At 67.6% G+C, this 15426-nt stretch carries 17 protein-coding genes; 14 read left to right on the top strand and 3 right to left on the bottom strand.

Translation table 11 applies throughout. From position 1 onward, the window contains the following. Positions 1–95: 95 nt before the first annotated feature. Genes ACTIF2_RS14305 through ACTIF2_RS14290 form a run of 4 tightly spaced genes read left to right on the top strand, consistent with a single transcriptional unit; the run spans position 96 to position 2813 of the window. Positions 96–668, top strand: coding sequence for a DUF1285 domain-containing protein (locus tag ACTIF2_RS14305; protein WP_439497757.1), 573 nt, complete (start codon positions 96–98; stop codon positions 666–668). Beyond that, entirely contained in the window at positions 668–1312 is a 645-nt protein-coding gene (locus ACTIF2_RS14300) for a CoA pyrophosphatase (RefSeq protein ID WP_439497756.1), read from the top strand. Before ACTIF2_RS14305 ends, ACTIF2_RS14300 begins: the two co-directional genes overlap by 1 nt. Before the next feature lie 20 nt (positions 1313–1332). Further along, complete coding sequence (locus ACTIF2_RS14295) at positions 1333–1590, top strand: DUF6111 family protein (RefSeq protein WP_439497755.1); 258 nt, start codon at positions 1333–1335, stop codon at positions 1588–1590. Then, positions 1587–2813: a CCA tRNA nucleotidyltransferase gene (locus ACTIF2_RS14290; protein WP_439497754.1), complete on the top strand. Its 1227-nt coding sequence runs from the start codon at positions 1587–1589 to the stop codon at positions 2811–2813. Before ACTIF2_RS14295 ends, ACTIF2_RS14290 begins: the two co-directional genes overlap by 4 nt. A 3-nt stretch (positions 2814–2816) precedes the next feature. On the opposite strand, the gene hemF is transcribed toward ACTIF2_RS14290, so the two are convergent. After that, positions 2817–3734 (bottom strand): oxygen-dependent coproporphyrinogen oxidase, encoded by a 918-nt coding sequence (hemF, locus tag ACTIF2_RS14285; RefSeq protein ID WP_439497753.1) that lies wholly within the window; start codon positions 3732–3734, stop codon positions 2817–2819. 50 nt (positions 3735–3784) lie between these two features. Further along, positions 3785–4267, bottom strand: a complete 483-nt coding sequence (locus ACTIF2_RS14280) for a tRNA (cytidine(34)-2'-O)-methyltransferase (protein WP_439497752.1) — start codon at positions 4265–4267, stop codon at positions 3785–3787. Positions 4268–4385: 118 nt separating this feature from the next. Between ACTIF2_RS14280 and ACTIF2_RS14275 the strand changes: the two genes are divergently transcribed. The 10 genes from ACTIF2_RS14275 (at position 4386) to ACTIF2_RS14230 (ending at position 14405) form a co-directional block, all read left to right on the top strand. Continuing rightward, positions 4386–6251, top strand: coding sequence for an ABC transporter ATP-binding protein (locus ACTIF2_RS14275; protein ID WP_439497751.1), 1866 nt, complete (start codon positions 4386–4388; stop codon positions 6249–6251). 190 nt (positions 6252–6441) lie between these two features. After that, positions 6442–6987: a ubiquinol-cytochrome c reductase iron-sulfur subunit gene (gene petA, locus ACTIF2_RS14270; RefSeq protein WP_439497750.1), complete on the top strand. Its 546-nt coding sequence runs from the start codon at positions 6442–6444 to the stop codon at positions 6985–6987. Between the two features lie 56 nt (positions 6988–7043). Continuing rightward, the gene (locus ACTIF2_RS14265; RefSeq protein ID WP_439497749.1) at positions 7044–8327 is read left to right on the top strand and encodes a cytochrome b; all 1284 of its coding nucleotides are present in this window, start codon (positions 7044–7046) and stop codon (positions 8325–8327) included. A gap of 6 nt (positions 8328–8333) precedes the next feature. Continuing rightward, a complete protein-coding gene (locus tag ACTIF2_RS14260) occupies positions 8334–9212 on the top strand; it encodes a cytochrome c1 (protein WP_439497748.1) in 879 nt (292 codons plus the stop codon). A 250-nt stretch (positions 9213–9462) separates the two neighbouring features. Further along, positions 9463–10344, top strand: a complete 882-nt coding sequence (locus tag ACTIF2_RS14255) for an S-methyl-5'-thioadenosine phosphorylase (protein WP_439497747.1) — start codon at positions 9463–9465, stop codon at positions 10342–10344. Positions 10345–10430: 86 nt separating this feature from the next. Then, the gene (locus ACTIF2_RS14250) at positions 10431–10655 is read left to right on the top strand and encodes a hypothetical protein (protein ID WP_439497746.1); all 225 of its coding nucleotides are present in this window, start codon (positions 10431–10433) and stop codon (positions 10653–10655) included. Positions 10656–10742: 87 nt separating this feature from the next. Beyond that, entirely contained in the window at positions 10743–11288 is a 546-nt protein-coding gene (locus ACTIF2_RS14245; protein WP_439497745.1) for an adenine phosphoribosyltransferase, read from the top strand. A gap of 6 nt (positions 11289–11294) precedes the next feature. Beyond that, positions 11295–12404 (top strand): S-methyl-5-thioribose-1-phosphate isomerase, encoded by a 1110-nt coding sequence (gene mtnA, locus ACTIF2_RS14240; protein WP_439497744.1) that lies wholly within the window; start codon positions 11295–11297, stop codon positions 12402–12404. Beyond that, positions 12401–13045 carry a class II aldolase/adducin family protein gene (locus ACTIF2_RS14235; protein ID WP_439497743.1) on the top strand — a complete coding sequence of 215 codons (645 nt, stop codon included), beginning with the start codon at positions 12401–12403 and terminating at the stop codon, positions 13043–13045. Before mtnA ends, ACTIF2_RS14235 begins: the two co-directional genes overlap by 4 nt. A gap of 52 nt (positions 13046–13097) precedes the next feature. Further along, complete coding sequence (locus ACTIF2_RS14230; protein WP_439497742.1) at positions 13098–14405, top strand: GGDEF domain-containing protein; 1308 nt, start codon at positions 13098–13100, stop codon at positions 14403–14405. Here the strand turns inward: ACTIF2_RS14230 and ACTIF2_RS14225 are convergent, their stop codons facing one another. Beyond that, the gene (locus ACTIF2_RS14225; RefSeq protein ID WP_439497741.1) at positions 14406–15416 is read right to left on the bottom strand and encodes a MaoC family dehydratase; all 1011 of its coding nucleotides are present in this window, start codon (positions 15414–15416) and stop codon (positions 14406–14408) included. It lies immediately after the preceding gene. Positions 15417–15426: the final 10 nt, after the last annotated feature.

The following is a 15426-nucleotide window of genomic DNA, read 5'->3' as shown; positions in this document are numbered from 1 at the left end:
TTGGTGCACAGAACTCGGCTTCACGATTATGTGGAGTTCAAGGCAGAATTGGCGATGCAACCAATATGCCGCACGCGATGGAGACGGGTCTTTCGATGAGCCACGCGATGGAACGGCTGCTCGGCGCGCTGCAGGACGGTAAGGCGCGCGGCCTGCCGCCGGTCGAGCGCTGGAACCCGCCTTTCTGCGGCGATCTCGACATGCGGATCGCGGCCGACGGCACCTGGTTCTACCTCGGAACGCCGATCGGCCGGCCGGCGCTGGTGAAACTGTTCTCCTCGGTGCTGAAGCGGGAGGGCGACGCCTATTTCCTCGTGACCCCGGTCGAGAAGGTCGGGATCATTGTCGAGGACGCGCCGTTCCAGGCGGTCGAGATGGTGGTGGAAGGCGAGGGCGAGGGCCGCTCGATCGCGTTCCGCACGCAAGTTGACGATGTCGTGAGCGTTGGCCCGGAGCATGCGCTGCGCTTCGAGCGCGAGGCGAAGGACGGGCTCAAGCCCTATATCCATATCCGCCGCGATCTCTGGGCCAGGGTGACGCGGGCCCTGACCTATGACCTGCTGGCGCTCGGCGAGGTTCGGGCTGTCGACGGCGTGTCGATGTTCGGGGTCGCGGCAGGCGGCGCCTTCTATCCGGCGGCGCCGGCCAGCGAGATCGAAGGACTTTGATGCAGGCCCTGAATCTGACGGCGGCGGAGATCGCCGCGCTGGCGCGCACGAGGCTACGCCACGAACCGCCCGACTATGGCGACCTGATCAGCCGGCCGCGCGGCGACCACGACCTCCAGCCGGAGCCGATCGCGCCACCCGACGAAAAGGCCGCGATTCCTGCGGCCGTGCTCATTCCGATCGTCCTGCGCGAGGAGGGGCCGACGGTGCTCCTGACCCAGCGGGCGGCGGCGCTGCGCAGCCATTCGGCGCAGGTCGCCTTTCCCGGCGGGCGCGTCGATGCGGTGGACGGCTCGCCGGCGGTCACGGCGCTGCGCGAGACCGAGGAGGAGATCGGCCTCTCGCGCGAGAACGTCCGCATCGTCGGCTTCCTCGATGCGTACCTGACCGGGACCGGCTATCGCGTCGTGCCGGTGGTCGGGCTGATCGAGCCGCCCTTCGAGCTGACGATCAACCCGCATGAGGTGGATGAGGCCTTCGAGACGCCGCTCGCCTTCCTGATGGACCCGGCCAATCACCACCGCGAGGGGCGCGAGTGGAAAGGTCGCTACCGGACCTACTATGCGATGCCCTTCGGCGACCGCTATATCTGGGGCGCAACCGCCGGCATGATCCGCAATCTCTATGAGCGGTTCTCCGGCTGATCGGATTGGATGGCTGGCCCATGCTGCGCTCGGTGATCGAAGAGGTCCTGCTCTTCGTCCTGCCCTTCTGTATCTTCGCGAGCTATCTGATCGTCAGGCGGCGCAACCCCTTCGACGTCGAGCACTGGAGCGGGCATCTGTTCTGGCTGTCGGTCGTCGGCCTCGCGTTCTCGATCGGCCTGGTCGCCTATACCGGCTGGATCGCCCCCCGCAATCAGGGGGTATACGAGCCGCCGCATATGGAGAACGGGCGTCTGGTGCCCGGCCGCTTCAAGTGAACGAGGCGCAGCGGACGCGTATCGAGGGCTTTCTGCGACGCCCGGCGGTCGCGTCCGTGCTTGCGGCGCTCGACGGGGAGGGCGAGGAGACGCGCGTCGTCGGCGGCGCGGTGCGCGATCTGCTGCTCGGCCAGCCGGTCGGCGATGTCGATCTCGCGACCACCGCGCTGCCGGACGAGACCGCCAGGCGCGCCAAGGCCGCCGGCTTCAAGGCGGTGCCGACCGGGATCGAGCACGGCACGGTGACGCTCGTCGCCCAGGGCGTCGCCTTCGAGGTCACGACCTTGCGCCGCGATGTCGAGACCGACGGGCGCCGGGCAAAGGTCGCGTTCGGCCGGGACTTCACCGAGGACGCGATGCGTCGCGACTTCACCGTCAACGCGCTCGGCCTCGGGCGCGACGGCGCGATCCACGACTATTGCGGTGGGCTCGCCGATCTCGCGGCGCGGCGCATCCGCTTCATCGGCGACCCGGCCGCGCGCATCCACGAGGACTACCTGCGCATCCTGCGCTTCTTCCGGTTCCATGCCCGCTACGGCGCGGGGCCGCTCGATGCGGCCGGCCTCGCGGCCTGCATCGCCGGCCGCGCCGGACTGGAGGGGCTTTCGCGAGAGCGGGTGCGGGCGGAGATGCTGAAGCTGCTCGTCGCGCCGCGCGCCGTCGATGCGGTTTCAGCCATGATGGGAGCCGGATTGCTGATGCCGGTGATCGGCGGCGTGCCCCATCTCTCGCGCTTCGCCTCGGTCGCGGGGGGAGAGGATGGGGCGGCGGTCTATCCCGCCTTCCGGCTGGCTGCGCTTGCCGTCGCGGTTCGCGAGGATGCGCTGCGGCTGCGCGAGCGGCTCAGGCTCTCGAATGAGGAATTCGACAGGATCGAGCGGATCGCGCTTGCGCTCGAGGGGCTTTCGGGCCGAGCGGAGCGTCCAGGGATCGCCGCGCTGCGCCATCTTGCGCATCAGGTCGGCGCGGACGCCGTCGCGGCCGGCCTGGTGCTTCTCGCGGCGGGAGTCGATGGCGCGCAGACGCAACAGGCGATCGCGGAGCTCGGGCGCACGCCCGCCTTCCTGCCGAGCGGGCGCGACGTGATGAAGCGGGGCATCGGAGCCGGGCCCGAGATCGGGCGGGTGCTGGACAAGGCCCGCTATGACTGGATCGAGGCCGGCTGCCCGGCCGGGGAGGCAGAGCAGGTGGCGTTCTTGGACCGCGCTATCTCGGCCCGTTGAGTGTCATGGCCAGCGCACCGTCGGCGGCAGCGAGGACAGGATCGAGGCGACATTGCCGCCAGTCTTCAGGCCGAAGATCGTGCCGCGGTCATAGAGCAGGTTGAACTCGACATAACGGCCGCGCCGGACCTGCTGCTCGTGGCGATCGGCCTCGCTCCAGGGCGTCGCCATGTTGGCGCGCATGATCTTCGGATAGATCTCGAGGAAGGCTTCGCCGACGGCTCGCGTGAAGGCGAGGTCGGTCTCCGGCTCGCCGGACCAGACATAGTCGTAGAAGATGCCGCCGATGCCGCGCGGCTCGTTGCGGTGCTTCAGGAAGAAATACTCGTCGCACCATTGCTTGAAGCGGGCGTGGTCGGCGACCGGCGCGAAGCGCTCGCAAGGCTCGCGCATGGCGGCGTGGAAGGCGAGGGCGTCAGCATCCTCCTGATTGCGGCGGCGCTCCAGCACCGGCGTCAGGTCGGCCCCGCCGCCGAACCACGGCTTCGTCGTCACGACGAAGCGGGTGTTCATGTGCACGGTCGGCGCATGCGGGTTCCAGGGATGGGCGATCAGCGAGATGCCGGTCGCATGGAAGCGCGGGTCCTCGGCGGCGCCGGGTATCTGCCCGGCGAATTCGGGCTGGAAGGTGCCGTGGACGGTCGAGACATGGACGCCGACCTTCTCGAAGACACGGCCCTGCATCATCGCCATGACGCCGCCGCCGCCCTCGGCGCCGTCATGGTTGCGGCGTTGCCAGGGCGTGCGGAGGAAGCGGCCGGGCGTCGCGCTCTCCGGCGGAAACGGCCCCGTCGCCTCGTCCTCCAGGGCCTCGAGCGCGGCGCAAATGCGGTCGCGCAGGCTCGCGAACCAGGCGCTGGCGTGCGGCTTCATCGCTTCGGCGAGGGCGAGGGGCGATACCGGAGTCTGTTGGTTCTGCATCATCTCGTCCGCACAATTTTGTTCCATCAAGCGCGGGAACCCCTCTCCTTTCAGGAGAGGGGTTCCCGCGGCTCCTTCGGATATCCCCCGACCTGTCGCAAGGCCTCGCCGATAACGATGTCGGCCGCGAGCGCGACATTCAACGAGCGCAGGCCGTGGCGCATCGGCACATGCACGCTGGCCTCGGCCGCCGCATAGACCTCCGGCAGGACACCGGCCGATTCGCGGCCGACGAGAACGATGTCGCCCGGCCTGAAGGCGAAAGACGTGTGCGGGGTCGCCCCGTCTGTCTCGGCCAGCACCAGGCGGTGGCCGGCGCTGCGGCGCCAGGCGTCGAAGGCCTTGAACGAATCGTGGCGCGCAATCGCGGCGCGCTCGAGATAATCCATCCCGGACCTGCGGAAATGCCTGTCGGAGACGTCGAAGGCGGCGGGCTCGACGATGTCGACGGCGACGCCGAGACAGGCCGCCATGCGGATCATCGTGCCGGCGTTCTGCGGGATATCGGGCTGGTAGAGGGCGAGGCGCAGCATGCGCTGCTGTCATGCGGTGACGGGCGCATATGCGTCAAGGCTCTGGCCGCAGCCGGCCGGACGCCCCATATCTCGCCAAGATTTCGTCGCCATGCCGGTCCAAGGAGGGCGGTACGCCATGTTCGCCGCCCTGTTCCGTTTCCTCGAAAGCCGCATCGACGTCTTCGCGCCCTTTGACGAGAGCCAGACGCCGCCCAAGGGCGTGTGGCCGTTCATGTGGCACCACATCAAGGGCGTGAAGGGCTGGATGGCCCTGATCATGCTCACCGGGCTGGGCTTCAGCGGCATCGAGGCGGCGATGTACCTGATGGTCGGCTGGTTCGTCGACCTCCTGACGACGCAATCGCCCGAGACGATCTGGCGCGACCACGGCACTTTGCTGCTCGGCGCGGCCTTCCTGCTCGTCGTGGTCCGGCCGCTGATCTATTTCGCCAATCACGCCATCGTCGACCAGGTCGTGGTGCCGCAGATCACCAACCAGATCCGCTGGCGCAACCATGTCTACACGCTCGGCCACGCGCTCTCCTATTTCCAGAACGATTTCGCCGGGCGGCTGTCGGCGCGCGTGATCCAGGCCGGACAGTCGATCCGCGGCGCGACGATCGAGGTCATCGACGATCTCTGGTACGCGCTGATCTTCGCCTCGGTCGCGATCGGCTTCTTCGGCTCGACGAGCCTGTGGCTCGCCATGCCCGTGCTGGTCTGGCTCGCGGCCTATGTGGTGCTGCTGATCTATTTCGTGCCGCGCGCCAAGACGCGCTCGGAGGCCAATTCGCTCGGCCGCTCCTCGACCACCGGCCGCATCGTCGATTCCTACACCAATATCCTGACGGTGAAGCTCTTCGCCCGCGCCGATGCCGAACGCTCGGCGGTGCGCGATTCGCTGTCGCGCTGGAACGCCTCCTTCCTGCACCTGTCGCGGTTGATCACCGGCGTCAGCGTCATCCTGCAGACGATGAACAGCATGCTCGTCGTGGCGACGGCCTGGCTCTCGCTGCATCTGTGGAGCCAGGGCGAGATGACGCCGGGCGCGGTCGCGGCGGCGATCGGGCTCGTGCTGCGCCTCGTGCAGATGTCGAGCTGGCTGATCCATCTCGTGCGCGGCGTCTTCGAGAATATCGGCTCCGTGCAGGAGAGCATGGAGACGATCGCCAAGCCGCATGACCTGACCGATGTGCCGGGAGCGGTGCCGCTCACGATCGGCGACGGCGCGATCCGTTTCGAGGATGTCCGCTTCAACTACGGGCGCAAGACCGGCTTGTTCGAGGGGCTCGACCTCGACATCCGGCCGGGCGAGAAGATCGGCCTCGTCGGGCCCTCGGGCGCCGGCAAGTCGACGCTGGTCAACCTGCTGCTGCGGCTCTATCCGCTCGAGGCCGGCCGGATCCTGATCGACGGACAGGACATCGCTCGCGTGACGCAGGATTCGCTGCGGGCCCAGATCGGCATGGTCACCCAGGACAATTCGCTGCTGCATCGCTCGATCGGCGACAATATCGCCTATGGCCGGATGGGCGCGAGCGAGGAGGAGATCGTCGAGGCGGCGCGGCGTGCCTCGGCGCATGAATTCGTCACGGGGCTGAGCGACCAGGACGGGCGCCAGGGCTTCGAATCGCGGGTCGGCGAGCGCGGCGTCAAGCTCTCGGGCGGCCAGCGCCAGCGTATCGCGATCGCCCGCGTGCTGCTCAAGGATGCGCCGATCTTGATTCTCGACGAGGCGACCTCGGCGCTCGATTCCGAGGTCGAGGCGACGATCCAGGAGCAGCTCACCGCCCTGATGGAGGGCAAGACCGTGATCGCGATCGCGCATCGGCTCTCGACCATCGCGGCGCTCGACCGGCTGATCGTGCTCGATAACGGCCGGATCGTCGATCAGGGCAGCCATGCGGAATTGGTGGAGCGCGGCGGGCTCTATGCCAGGCTGTGGTCGCGCCAGTCCGGTGGCTTCCTGGCCGTGGCCGATCCGGAGAAAGTCCCGGCCTGAGCAGGTCCGCGGCACCTCGCCGCGATACACATGCGCAGGACGCGGAACAGTAGACTTCGTCAAAACTGCATGCCAAAGAGCGCGGCGGCGACGCGCCGCCGCATTGCGGCTGCGAAGGGGCGCACCTAAGAGGGGCGTCCGACGATAATCTACAGCCGTTCCAGGCTGGCGAAGAGCAGAGGAATCGATCGTGGCTCACGCGACCGAGACGACAGGAACCACCCGCCGTGACTTTCTGATGCTGGCGACGGGCGCTGCAGGCGCCGTCGGCATCGGCGCCGTCGTCATTCCGCTGATCAGCCAGCTTGCCCCGGACGCGCGCACCGTCGCCGCCGGCGCGCCGATCGATGTCGATCTCGCTCCCATCGCCGAAGGCCAGGCGATCAAGCTGTTCTGGCGCGGCAAGCTGATCTTCGTCCGGCACCGCACCAAGAAGGAGATCGACGAGGCGCGTGCGGTCAATGTCGCGTCCTTGCCCGATCCGCAGCCCGACCAGGCCCGCGTCAAGGAAGGCCACGAGCAGTTCCTCATCGTCTATGGCAATTGCACCCATCTCGGCTGCGTGCCGCTCGGCAATGCGCCCGGCGACCCGAAGGGCGATTTCGATGGCTGGTTCTGCCCCTGCCACGGCTCGCATTACGATTCGTCGGGACGCATCCGCAAGGGGCCGGCGCCGCTCAACCTGCCGATCCCGCCCTATGCATTCAGCGCAGATACCAAGATCAAGATCGGCTGAGCGATGCGCTTTCCCGTGATTGTCAGCGATATTGAGAAAGCCTCGAGGCATTCGTCATGAGTGGTCATAGCTCCTACGTCCCGAAGACCGGCTTCGAGCGCTGGCTCGATGCGCGCCTGCCGATCGTGCGTCTGGTGCATGATTCGGCGGTGTCCTACCCGGTTCCGCGCAACCTGAACTACCTGTGGACCTTCGGCGGCATCCTGGTGTTCATGCTGGTCGCGCAGATCGTGACCGGCATCGTCCTGGCGATGCACTACACGCCCGAGGCGACGATGGCCTTCAACTCCGTCGAGCACATCATGCGCGACGTGAACTATGGCTGGCTGCTGCGCTACCTGCATTCCAACGGCGCCTCGATGTTCTTCGTCGCCGTCTATGTCCATATCTTCCGCGGGCTCTATTACGGCTCCTACAAGGCGCCGCGCGAGGTGCTCTGGATCCTCGGCGTCGTCATCTTCCTGCTGATGATGGCCACCGCCTTCATGGGCTACGTGCTGCCCTGGGGCCAGATGTCCTTCTGGGGCGCCACCGTCATCACCAACCTGTTCTCGGCCCTGCCGGTGATCGGCGAGACGATCGTGACCTTCCTGTGGGGCGGCTATTCGGTCGACAACCCGACGCTGAACCGCTTCTTCTCGCTGCACTTCCTGCTGCCCTTCATGATCTTCGGCGTGGTGATCCTGCACATCTGGGCGCTGCACGAGGTCGGGCAGAACAACCCGACCGGCGTCGAGGTGAAGAACGTCCAGAAGGACACGGTGCCGTTCACGCCCTATGCGACCATCAAAGACATCTTCGGGATGGTCTGCTTCATCTTCGTCTTCGCCTATTTCGTGTTCTACCAGCCGAACTTCATGGGCCATGCCGACAACTACATCCCGGCCAACCCGGCGGTGACGCCCTCGCATATCGTGCCGGAATGGTACTTCCTGCCGTTCTACGCGATCCTGCGCGCCATTCCCGACAAGCTCGGCGGCGTGCTCGCCATGTTCGCGGCGATCGCGGTGCTGGCCTTCCTGCCCTGGCTCGACACCTCGAAGATCAAGTCGATGAGCTACCGCCCGATCGCGCGCCAGTTCTTCTGGGCCTTCGTCGTGGTCTGCATCGGCCTCGGCTATCTCGGCGCGATGCCGGCCGAAGGCGGATACGTCATCGCCTCGCGCATCTTCACGGCGCTGTATTTCGGCTATTTCCTCGCCCTGGTGCTGATCGGTATCTTCGAGAAGCCGGCGACGCTGCCGAGTTCGATCGCCGATTCCGTGCTGGGCACTCTCAAGGGCGGCTCGGGCGCGAGGCTCGCGCCCGCCGCCGCCGCCGAACCGAACGCCAAGGGCTGACGAGACATGAGCACCACCCCGTTTCGCCTGGCCCTGGCGGGGCTCGTCACCGGCCTCGCCTTCACCGCCTCCACGCTGACGGCAGACGCCGCCGGCGAGCGCGTCATCCCGCCGCCGCAGAGCTGGTCCTTCTCCGGCCCGTTCGGCAAGTTCGACCGGGCCCAGCTCCAGCGCGGCTTCAAGGTCGCCAAGGAGGTCTGCGCGAGCTGCCACGCGATGAGCATCCCGATCCGCACGCTGGCGCAGCCGGGCGGTCCGGAATTCTCGACCGGCCAGATCGCGGCGCTCGCCGCCACCTACCAGGTCAAGGACGGCCCGAACGACACGGGCGAGATGTTCGACCGGCCGGGCCGGGCTGCCGACAAGTTCCCGGCGCCGTTCCCGAACGAGCAGGCGGCGCGCGCGGCCAATGGCGGCGCCTATCCGCCGGATCTCTGGGTCCTGGCCAAGGCGCGCACCTATGAGCGCGGCTTCCCGAAGTTCATCTTCGATATCTTCACCCAGTACCAGGAGCAGGGGCCGGACTACATCCACGCCCTGATGGTCGGCTACAAGGACCCGCCGGAAGGCTTCCCGGCACTGCTGCCCGGCCAGAACTACAACGAGTACATGCCCGGCCACCTGATCGCGATGCCCAAGCCGCTGAACGACGGCCAGATCGAGTATCCGAAGGGGCCGGACGGCAAGGCGCCGGTGCCGGAGACTGTCGATCAGTATGCCAAGGACGTCGCCGCCTTCATGGTCTGGATGGCCGAGCCGCATCTCGAGGCCCGCAAGCGCCTCGGCCTGCAGGTGATGCTGTTCCTGATCGTGTTCGGCAGCCTGCTCTACTACACCAAGAAGAAGATCTGGTCGCGCCTGCCGGACGGCTCCGCGGCGCACTGATCACTGCGAAAAGTGGGAAGAGGCCCCGGTGACGGGGCCTTTTTCGTTAGAGCCGGATCCGATCAGGTTGGGTCAACCTGATCGGTGAATCCGTCTCTAAACTTGAGATAGAGAACGCGTGATCCGATCCGATTGCTGCGCAATCTGATCGGCGCGTGCTCTAGGGCTGCCCGTCGCCCGCGATGTCGCAGCCTTTGCATGACCGTCACAGTGGCCTGTTCCTGTCCGGTCGAACTGAAAGGAATCGATCATGAGCGAAGCCGTGCTCGGAATCATCGGCGGGTCGGGAATCTACGACCTGCCCGGCCTGACCGACCTGCGCGAGGAGCGCGTCACCAGTCCCTGGGGCGAGCCGTCCGACAAGCTGCGCATCGGGCGGATCGGTTCGACGAAGATCGTCTTCCTGCCGCGCCATGGCCGCGGCCATGTGCTGGCGCCCTCGGACATCAACTATCGCGCCAATATCGACGTCCTGAAGCGGGCCGGCGTGACCGACCTCGTCTCGCTCTCGGCCTGCGGCTCCTACAAGTCGGAGCTCTATCCGGGGCTGTTCGTGCTGGTCGACCAGTTCGTCGACCGCACCTCGAAGCGCGCCAGCTCCTTCTTCGGCAAGGGCTGCGTCGCCCATGTCTCGCTGGCGCGGCCGGTGGGTCCGGCCCTGCAGGGGCGCATTGCCGATGCGGCGACCGCCGAGGACCTGCCTTTCGTGCGTGGTGGCACGCTGGTGACGATGGAAGGCCCGCAATTCTCGACCTACGCCGAATCGCTGACCTATAAGGGCCTCGGCTACGATCTGATCGGCATGACGGCGATGCCGGAGGCCAAGCTCGCCCGCGAGGCCGAGATCACCTATGCGACCGTCGGCATGGTCACCGATTTCGACTGCTGGCATCCGGAGCAGTCCTCGGTCGACGTCGCCTCGGTGATCGCCGTGCTGCATGACAATGCCGAGAAGGCGCGCCGGCTCGTGGCGCGGCTGGCGGCGGATTTCCCGGCCGAGCGCGAGCCTTGCCCGGCGGGCTCCCACAACGCCCTCGACAACGCCATCATCACCGCACCGGAATTCCGGGACCCCGCCGTGATGGCGCGGCTCGATGCCGTGGCAGGCAGAGTGCTGAAGCCGGCCGCCTGATCAGACGGGAACAGCTGCGGTCAGCCGCCGTTCAGGAGGGGAGGCGCCATCTGCGCCATCCCGACCGATCTGCAGGAGACCGTTCCATGAAGATCGCGACCGTATCGATCCTGTTCGCAACCCTCGCCATGGGGCCCGCGCTGGCGGGGAACACCTCGTCGAATTCGAGCTCCAACTCGTCGAACGGCGTCCATACCCGCGTCGACACGATCATGACCGACGACGGCAGGGGGCGTCGCCACGTGTTCGAGCGCCGGATCTATCGCGACGATCGTCGTGGCCGCGAGCATCGCCGCTACCGGCAATGGTAGCCGACGCGCCGCACGGATCGTCGCGGCGGTTCCCATTCGGGGGCGGCATGCGCTAAGAGAGCGCGTCGCCGCAGCGAGTCTCCCCGCATGGACCGTCATACCCTCCTCGACCTGAAGGCCTCGATCCGCGCCATACCGGATCACCCGAAGCCGGGCATCATCTTCCGTGACATCACCACCTTGCTCGGCGATGCGCGGGCCTTCCGGCGCGCGGTGGACGAGCTGGTCCAGCCCTTCGCCGGGCTGAAGATCGCCAAGATCGCCGGCATCGAGGCGCGCGGCTTCATCCTTGGCGGGGCGGTGGCCCATCAGCTTTCGGCCGGCTTCGTGCCGGTGCGCAAGAAGGGCAAGCTGCCGCATGAGACGGTCAGCGTCACCTATTCGCTCGAATACGGCACCGACGAGATCGAGATCCACAAGGACGCGGTGGCGCGCGGCGAGCGCGTGCTCCTGGTCGACGACCTGATCGCCACCGGCGGCACGGCTGAGGGGGCGGTGAACCTGCTCTCCTCGCTCGGCGCCGAGGTCGTCGCAGCCTGTTTCATCGTCGACCTGCCCGATCTCGGCGGAGCCGACAAGATCCGCCGGCTCGGCGTCCCGGTCAGGACGCTGGTCTCCTTCAGCGGACATTGAGGGCCAATGAAGATCAACGGTCAGGCCTATCGCACGATCTGGCTGGCGCAGGATGGCTGGCGCGTCGCCGTCATCGACCAGACCAAGCTGCCCTTCCGCTTCGAGACGGTGACGCTCGGCAGCGCCGAGCAGGCGGCCGAGGCGATCCGCAGCATGATCGTGCGCGGCGCTCCGCTGATCGGGGCGACCGCCGCCTATGGCGTGGCGCTGGCGATGCGGGCCGAGGCCACTGACGCGGCGCTCGAGGCGGCGCTCGCCGCGCTGGGTGCGACGCGCCCGACCGCGGTCAACCTGCACTGGGCGCTGGCGCGGATGCAGGCGCGGCTGGCGGCTCTCGCACCCGATGCCCGCACGGCCGCGGCCTATGAGGAGGCTGCCGTGATCTGCGACGAGGATGTCGCGCTCTGCCGGTCGATCGGCGAGCATGGGCTTGGCGTGATCCGGACGATCGCGGGCGGAAAGCAGCTCGGCGAGCGCATCAATATCCTGACCCATTGCAATGCCGGCTGGCTCGCGACGGTGGACTGGGGCACGGCGCTGGCGCCGATCTATCTGGCGCATGACGCCGGACTGCCGGTCCATGTCTGGGTCGACGAGACGCGGCCGCGCAACCAGGGCGCGGCGCTGACTGCCTATGAGCTCGGCGCGCATGGCGTGCCGCATACGGTGATCTCCGACAATGCCGGCGGCCACCTGATGCAGCGCGGCGAGGTCGACATGGTGATCGTCGGCACCGACCGGACCACGGCGACGGGCGACGTCGCCAACAAGATCGGCACCTATCTCAAGGCGCTGGCGGCGCATGACAATGGCGTGCCCTTCTATGTCGCGCTGCCCTCGCCGACGATCGACTGGCGGCTCAGCGACGGGCTGGCGCAGATCCCGATCGAGGAGCGTTCGGCGCGCGAGGTCACGCATCTCGCCGGCCTGGGTGAGGATGGCGAGGTCGGCAATTTCCGCGTCGTCGCGCCCGGGAGCGCCGCCGCCAATCCGGCTTTCGACGTGACGCCGGCGCGGCTGGTCACCGGCCTGATCACCGAGCGCGGCGTCGCGCCTGCCAGCGCTGAGGGCCTGGCGCGCCTCTTTCCGGATCTGGCGCGCGGAGCGGCGGCATGAGCGAGTTGAAGCTGCGCGAGGAGATCGTCGCCGTCGCCCAGGCGATCGACAAGGCCGGGTTCTGCCCGTCCAAGTCCGGCAATGTCTCGGCGCGTTTCGAGGGCGGGCTGCTGATCACGCCGTCGGGCCTGCCTTACGCTCAGACCAGGCCCGAGGACCTGATCCATCTGGCGGAGGACGGCACCATCCTGAACGGCGCGCGCAAGCCCTCCTCGGAATGGCCCTTCCATGTCGAGATCTATAAGGCACGGCCCGACGCGCAGGCGATCGTGCACACGCATTCGCCGCGCGCCACGGCCTTGTCGGCGGCACGCAAGGGTATTCCGGCCTTCCACTACATGATCGCGCTCTGCGGCGGCGCTGACGTTCGCTGCGCCGACTACGCGACCTTCGGCACGCCCGAGCTCGCGGCCAACGCGGTCAAGGCGCTCGAACGGCGCAAGGCGGTGCTGCTCGCCAATCACGGCGTCATCGCGCTTGGCCAGTCGCTTGCCGGCGCGCACACCATCGTCGCCGAGGTCGAGAATCTCGCGGGGCAATATCTCGACCTGCTGGCCTCGGGGCTGGAGCCCGTCATCCTCGACGAGGCCGAGATGGCGCGGGTCGGCGCGAAGTTCGCAGGTTACGGCAAGGTCGGATGATCTTAAGGGCGCATCTTACTGCTTGTTAATGCCTCTCGTCTAATCACGGAGGATGAAGCTCTCGCGCTATCTGCACGATTCGCTCGACGCCCTCGGTATTGGGGCCTGCGAATACGATGCCGATATGCGGGCCCTGGGTTGGAACGGCACCTTCCTGCAGTTCTTCCCCGAGGACGACGGCCTGATCTACGTCGGCGAGCCTTACGGGGACAATCTGCTGCGCTTCTATCAAGGCCGCCTGTCGCCCGAAGAGCTGCCCGACATCGCGCGACATGTCGCGGAGGGCGTCGCCCGCCACGAGAACCAGACGCAACCCTTCGAGTTCATCCATAATGGCCGCAAGCTGCGCGCCTCCTCGCTGCGCGCGCCCGATGGCGGTCGCGTGCGCCTGTGGCAGCGGCTCGATGTCGAGAGCCATGCGGAGCGCGCGCCCGAGCTCGTGCTGCCGATCATCGACGCGCTGCCCTTCATTCCGGACGGCGCCTCGATCCTGGATGCGCAGGACCGCGTGATCGCGGCGAACGATGCCTTCCGGCGGCTATACGACCTGCCACGCGGCACTCCCGTCGTCGGCCGCACGCTGGACGAGATCATCGCCTGGTGCTGGCGCGACGCCTCGCCCGTCGGGGCCTGGCGCGCGGCGATCAGCAACGGCTTGCGCTATGACGGCGTTCCCTTCGAGATCGAGCTGCCGGGCCAGCGCTGGCTCAGGCTGATCGCGCGGCACAGCACTGGGGGCCTCAGCTTCTTCACTCATGCCGACATCACCGTCGCCAAGCGCCAGCAGATGGAGCTTCTGGAAGCCCAGGAGGCGCTGCGTCGCGCCAATGCGGCTCTGGCCGAGCTCGCCGAAACGGACGGGCTGACCGGCCTCGCCAACCGCCGCCGCTTCGTCGCCCGGCTGGCCGAGGCCGCCGCCCTGTCTCAGCCGGTCGCGCTGATGATGATCGATGTCGATCATTTCAAGACGATCAACGACCGCTTCGGCCATCTCGTGGGCGATGCCTGCCTCAAGGCCATCGCCGAGGTCGTCGCGAACGAGGTCGCGCCGACTTCGGCGCTCGTGGCGCGGATCGGGGGCGAGGAGTTCGGAATCCTGCTCGGCGGCATGCGGATCGAGGCCGCCCACGACATGGCGACCGCGATCCGCCGCGCGCTGACGCTGGTGCCGTGGCAGATGCACCATGCGGATCTGGCGGGAGTGACCGTGTCGATCGGGCTCTGCGTCGGGGAAGGGCCGCTGGACGGCACGAGCCTCCATGCCCGCGCCGATGATGCGCTCTATGCCGCCAAGCGCAATGGCCGCGACCGCATCGAAACCTCGAGCCAGCCGCCGGCTCCGCTGCGCGTCGCCGGCTGATCAGTTCCGCCGCTCGACGAAGACGCTGCCCTCGAAGCTGAAGACCTCCTCGCCATGCTGATTCACGCCGGCATTGCGGTGGGAGAACAAGCCCCATTGCGGGCGCGAGGCGCTGGCGCGGGTGTCGATCACGGTCGAGCTGAAGGTGATCCTGTCGCCGACATAGACCGGCTTCGACCAGCGCAGGTTCTTGAAGCCGGGGGAGGGGCCGAGCCGTGCCGCCTTGCCGGGCGCAGCGGCCGCGACCTGGCGCTTGCGGTGCGAGACCATCGCCGCCATCCAGACCGAGCCCGTGTGCCAGCCGGAAGCCGCGAGACGGCCGAAGGAGCTGTTGCGAGCCGCCGCTTCATCCAGATGGAAGGGCTGCGGGTCGAAGGCGCGGGCGAAGGCGACGATCTCCTCGGCGGTGAAGACGAAGCTGCCGAGCTCGTGGCTTTCGCCGATCTCGATTTCCTCGAAGAACCGCGTCGGTCCCGTCTCTCCGGCCGGCGCTTCGAGCGGGCTGAGCGTCGCGGGCGGCACATAGCGCGGCGGATGCGCCAGCCAGTCGCCCTTGGGCTGGGCCATGTCCGAGCCCCTGCGGCCGAACATGATCCAGTTCACCTGCTCCAGCACCGGCTCGTCGCGCTGGTTGAGCAGCTCGAAGCGGAACCTGACCAGGCCCATTTCCGGCCGCGAGCGCGATTCCCGGATTTCGATCACGGTGCGGCGAGCCTGCAGCGTGTCGTCCGGCTTCACCGGCCGCAGCCACTTCACCTCCTCGATGCCGGGCGCGCCCATCCCAGCGGAATCGAGGATGAAGCTCTCGGCCAGCAGCCGCATCAGCAGCGAGCAGCTATGCCAGCCGGATGCGATCAGCGTGCCGAGGAAGCTGTGTTTCGCAGCCTCCGGATCGGTGTGGAAGTCCTGCGCGTCGTAGCGCGAGGCATAGGCGATGATGTCGTCCTGCGAGACGGAGACCTTGCCCGCCTGCACGACTTCGCCGACCACGAAATCCTCGAAATAATGCATGGCGGGCTCG

The sequence above is a fragment of the Allobosea sp. genome (genome assembly GCF_051860145.1).
In the GTDB taxonomy this organism is placed as follows: domain Bacteria; phylum Pseudomonadota; class Alphaproteobacteria; order Rhizobiales; family Beijerinckiaceae; genus Allobosea.
This window is presented reverse-complemented; position numbering and strand designations above follow the sequence as displayed.

Excerpts from the sequence above, each read along its gene's own strand:
- ACTIF2_RS14300 (WP_439497756.1), top strand. The coding sequence starts at position 668 with ATGCAGGCCCTGAATCTGACGGCGGCGGAGATCGCCGCGCTGGCGCGC.
- ACTIF2_RS14260 (WP_439497748.1), top strand. The coding sequence starts at position 8,334 with ATGAGCACCACCCCGTTTCGCCTGGCCCTGGCGGGGCTCGTCACCGGC.
- mtnA (WP_439497744.1), top strand. The coding sequence starts at position 11,295 with ATGAAGATCAACGGTCAGGCCTATCGCACGATCTGGCTGGCGCAGGAT.
- ACTIF2_RS14250 (WP_439497746.1), top strand. The coding sequence starts at position 10,431 with ATGAAGATCGCGACCGTATCGATCCTGTTCGCAACCCTCGCCATGGGG.
- hemF (WP_439497753.1), bottom strand. The coding sequence starts at position 3,734 with ATGCAGAACCAACAGACTCCGGTATCGCCCCTCGCCCTCGCCGAAGCG.
- ACTIF2_RS14225 (WP_439497741.1), bottom strand. The coding sequence starts at position 15,416 with ATGCATTATTTCGAGGATTTCGTGGTCGGCGAAGTCGTGCAGGCGGGC.
- ACTIF2_RS14275 (WP_439497751.1), top strand. The coding sequence starts at position 4,386 with ATGTTCGCCGCCCTGTTCCGTTTCCTCGAAAGCCGCATCGACGTCTTC.
- ACTIF2_RS14305 (WP_439497757.1), top strand. The coding sequence starts at position 96 with ATGAGCCACGCGATGGAACGGCTGCTCGGCGCGCTGCAGGACGGTAAG.
- ACTIF2_RS14295 (WP_439497755.1), top strand. The coding sequence starts at position 1,333 with ATGCTGCGCTCGGTGATCGAAGAGGTCCTGCTCTTCGTCCTGCCCTTC.
- ACTIF2_RS14235 (WP_439497743.1), top strand. The coding sequence starts at position 12,401 with ATGAGCGAGTTGAAGCTGCGCGAGGAGATCGTCGCCGTCGCCCAGGCG.
- ACTIF2_RS14230 (WP_439497742.1), top strand. The coding sequence starts at position 13,098 with ATGAAGCTCTCGCGCTATCTGCACGATTCGCTCGACGCCCTCGGTATT.
- ACTIF2_RS14280 (WP_439497752.1), bottom strand. The coding sequence starts at position 4,267 with ATGCTGCGCCTCGCCCTCTACCAGCCCGATATCCCGCAGAACGCCGGC.
- ACTIF2_RS14265 (WP_439497749.1), top strand. The coding sequence starts at position 7,044 with ATGAGTGGTCATAGCTCCTACGTCCCGAAGACCGGCTTCGAGCGCTGG.
- ACTIF2_RS14245 (WP_439497745.1), top strand. The coding sequence starts at position 10,743 with ATGGACCGTCATACCCTCCTCGACCTGAAGGCCTCGATCCGCGCCATA.
- ACTIF2_RS14255 (WP_439497747.1), top strand. The coding sequence starts at position 9,463 with ATGAGCGAAGCCGTGCTCGGAATCATCGGCGGGTCGGGAATCTACGAC.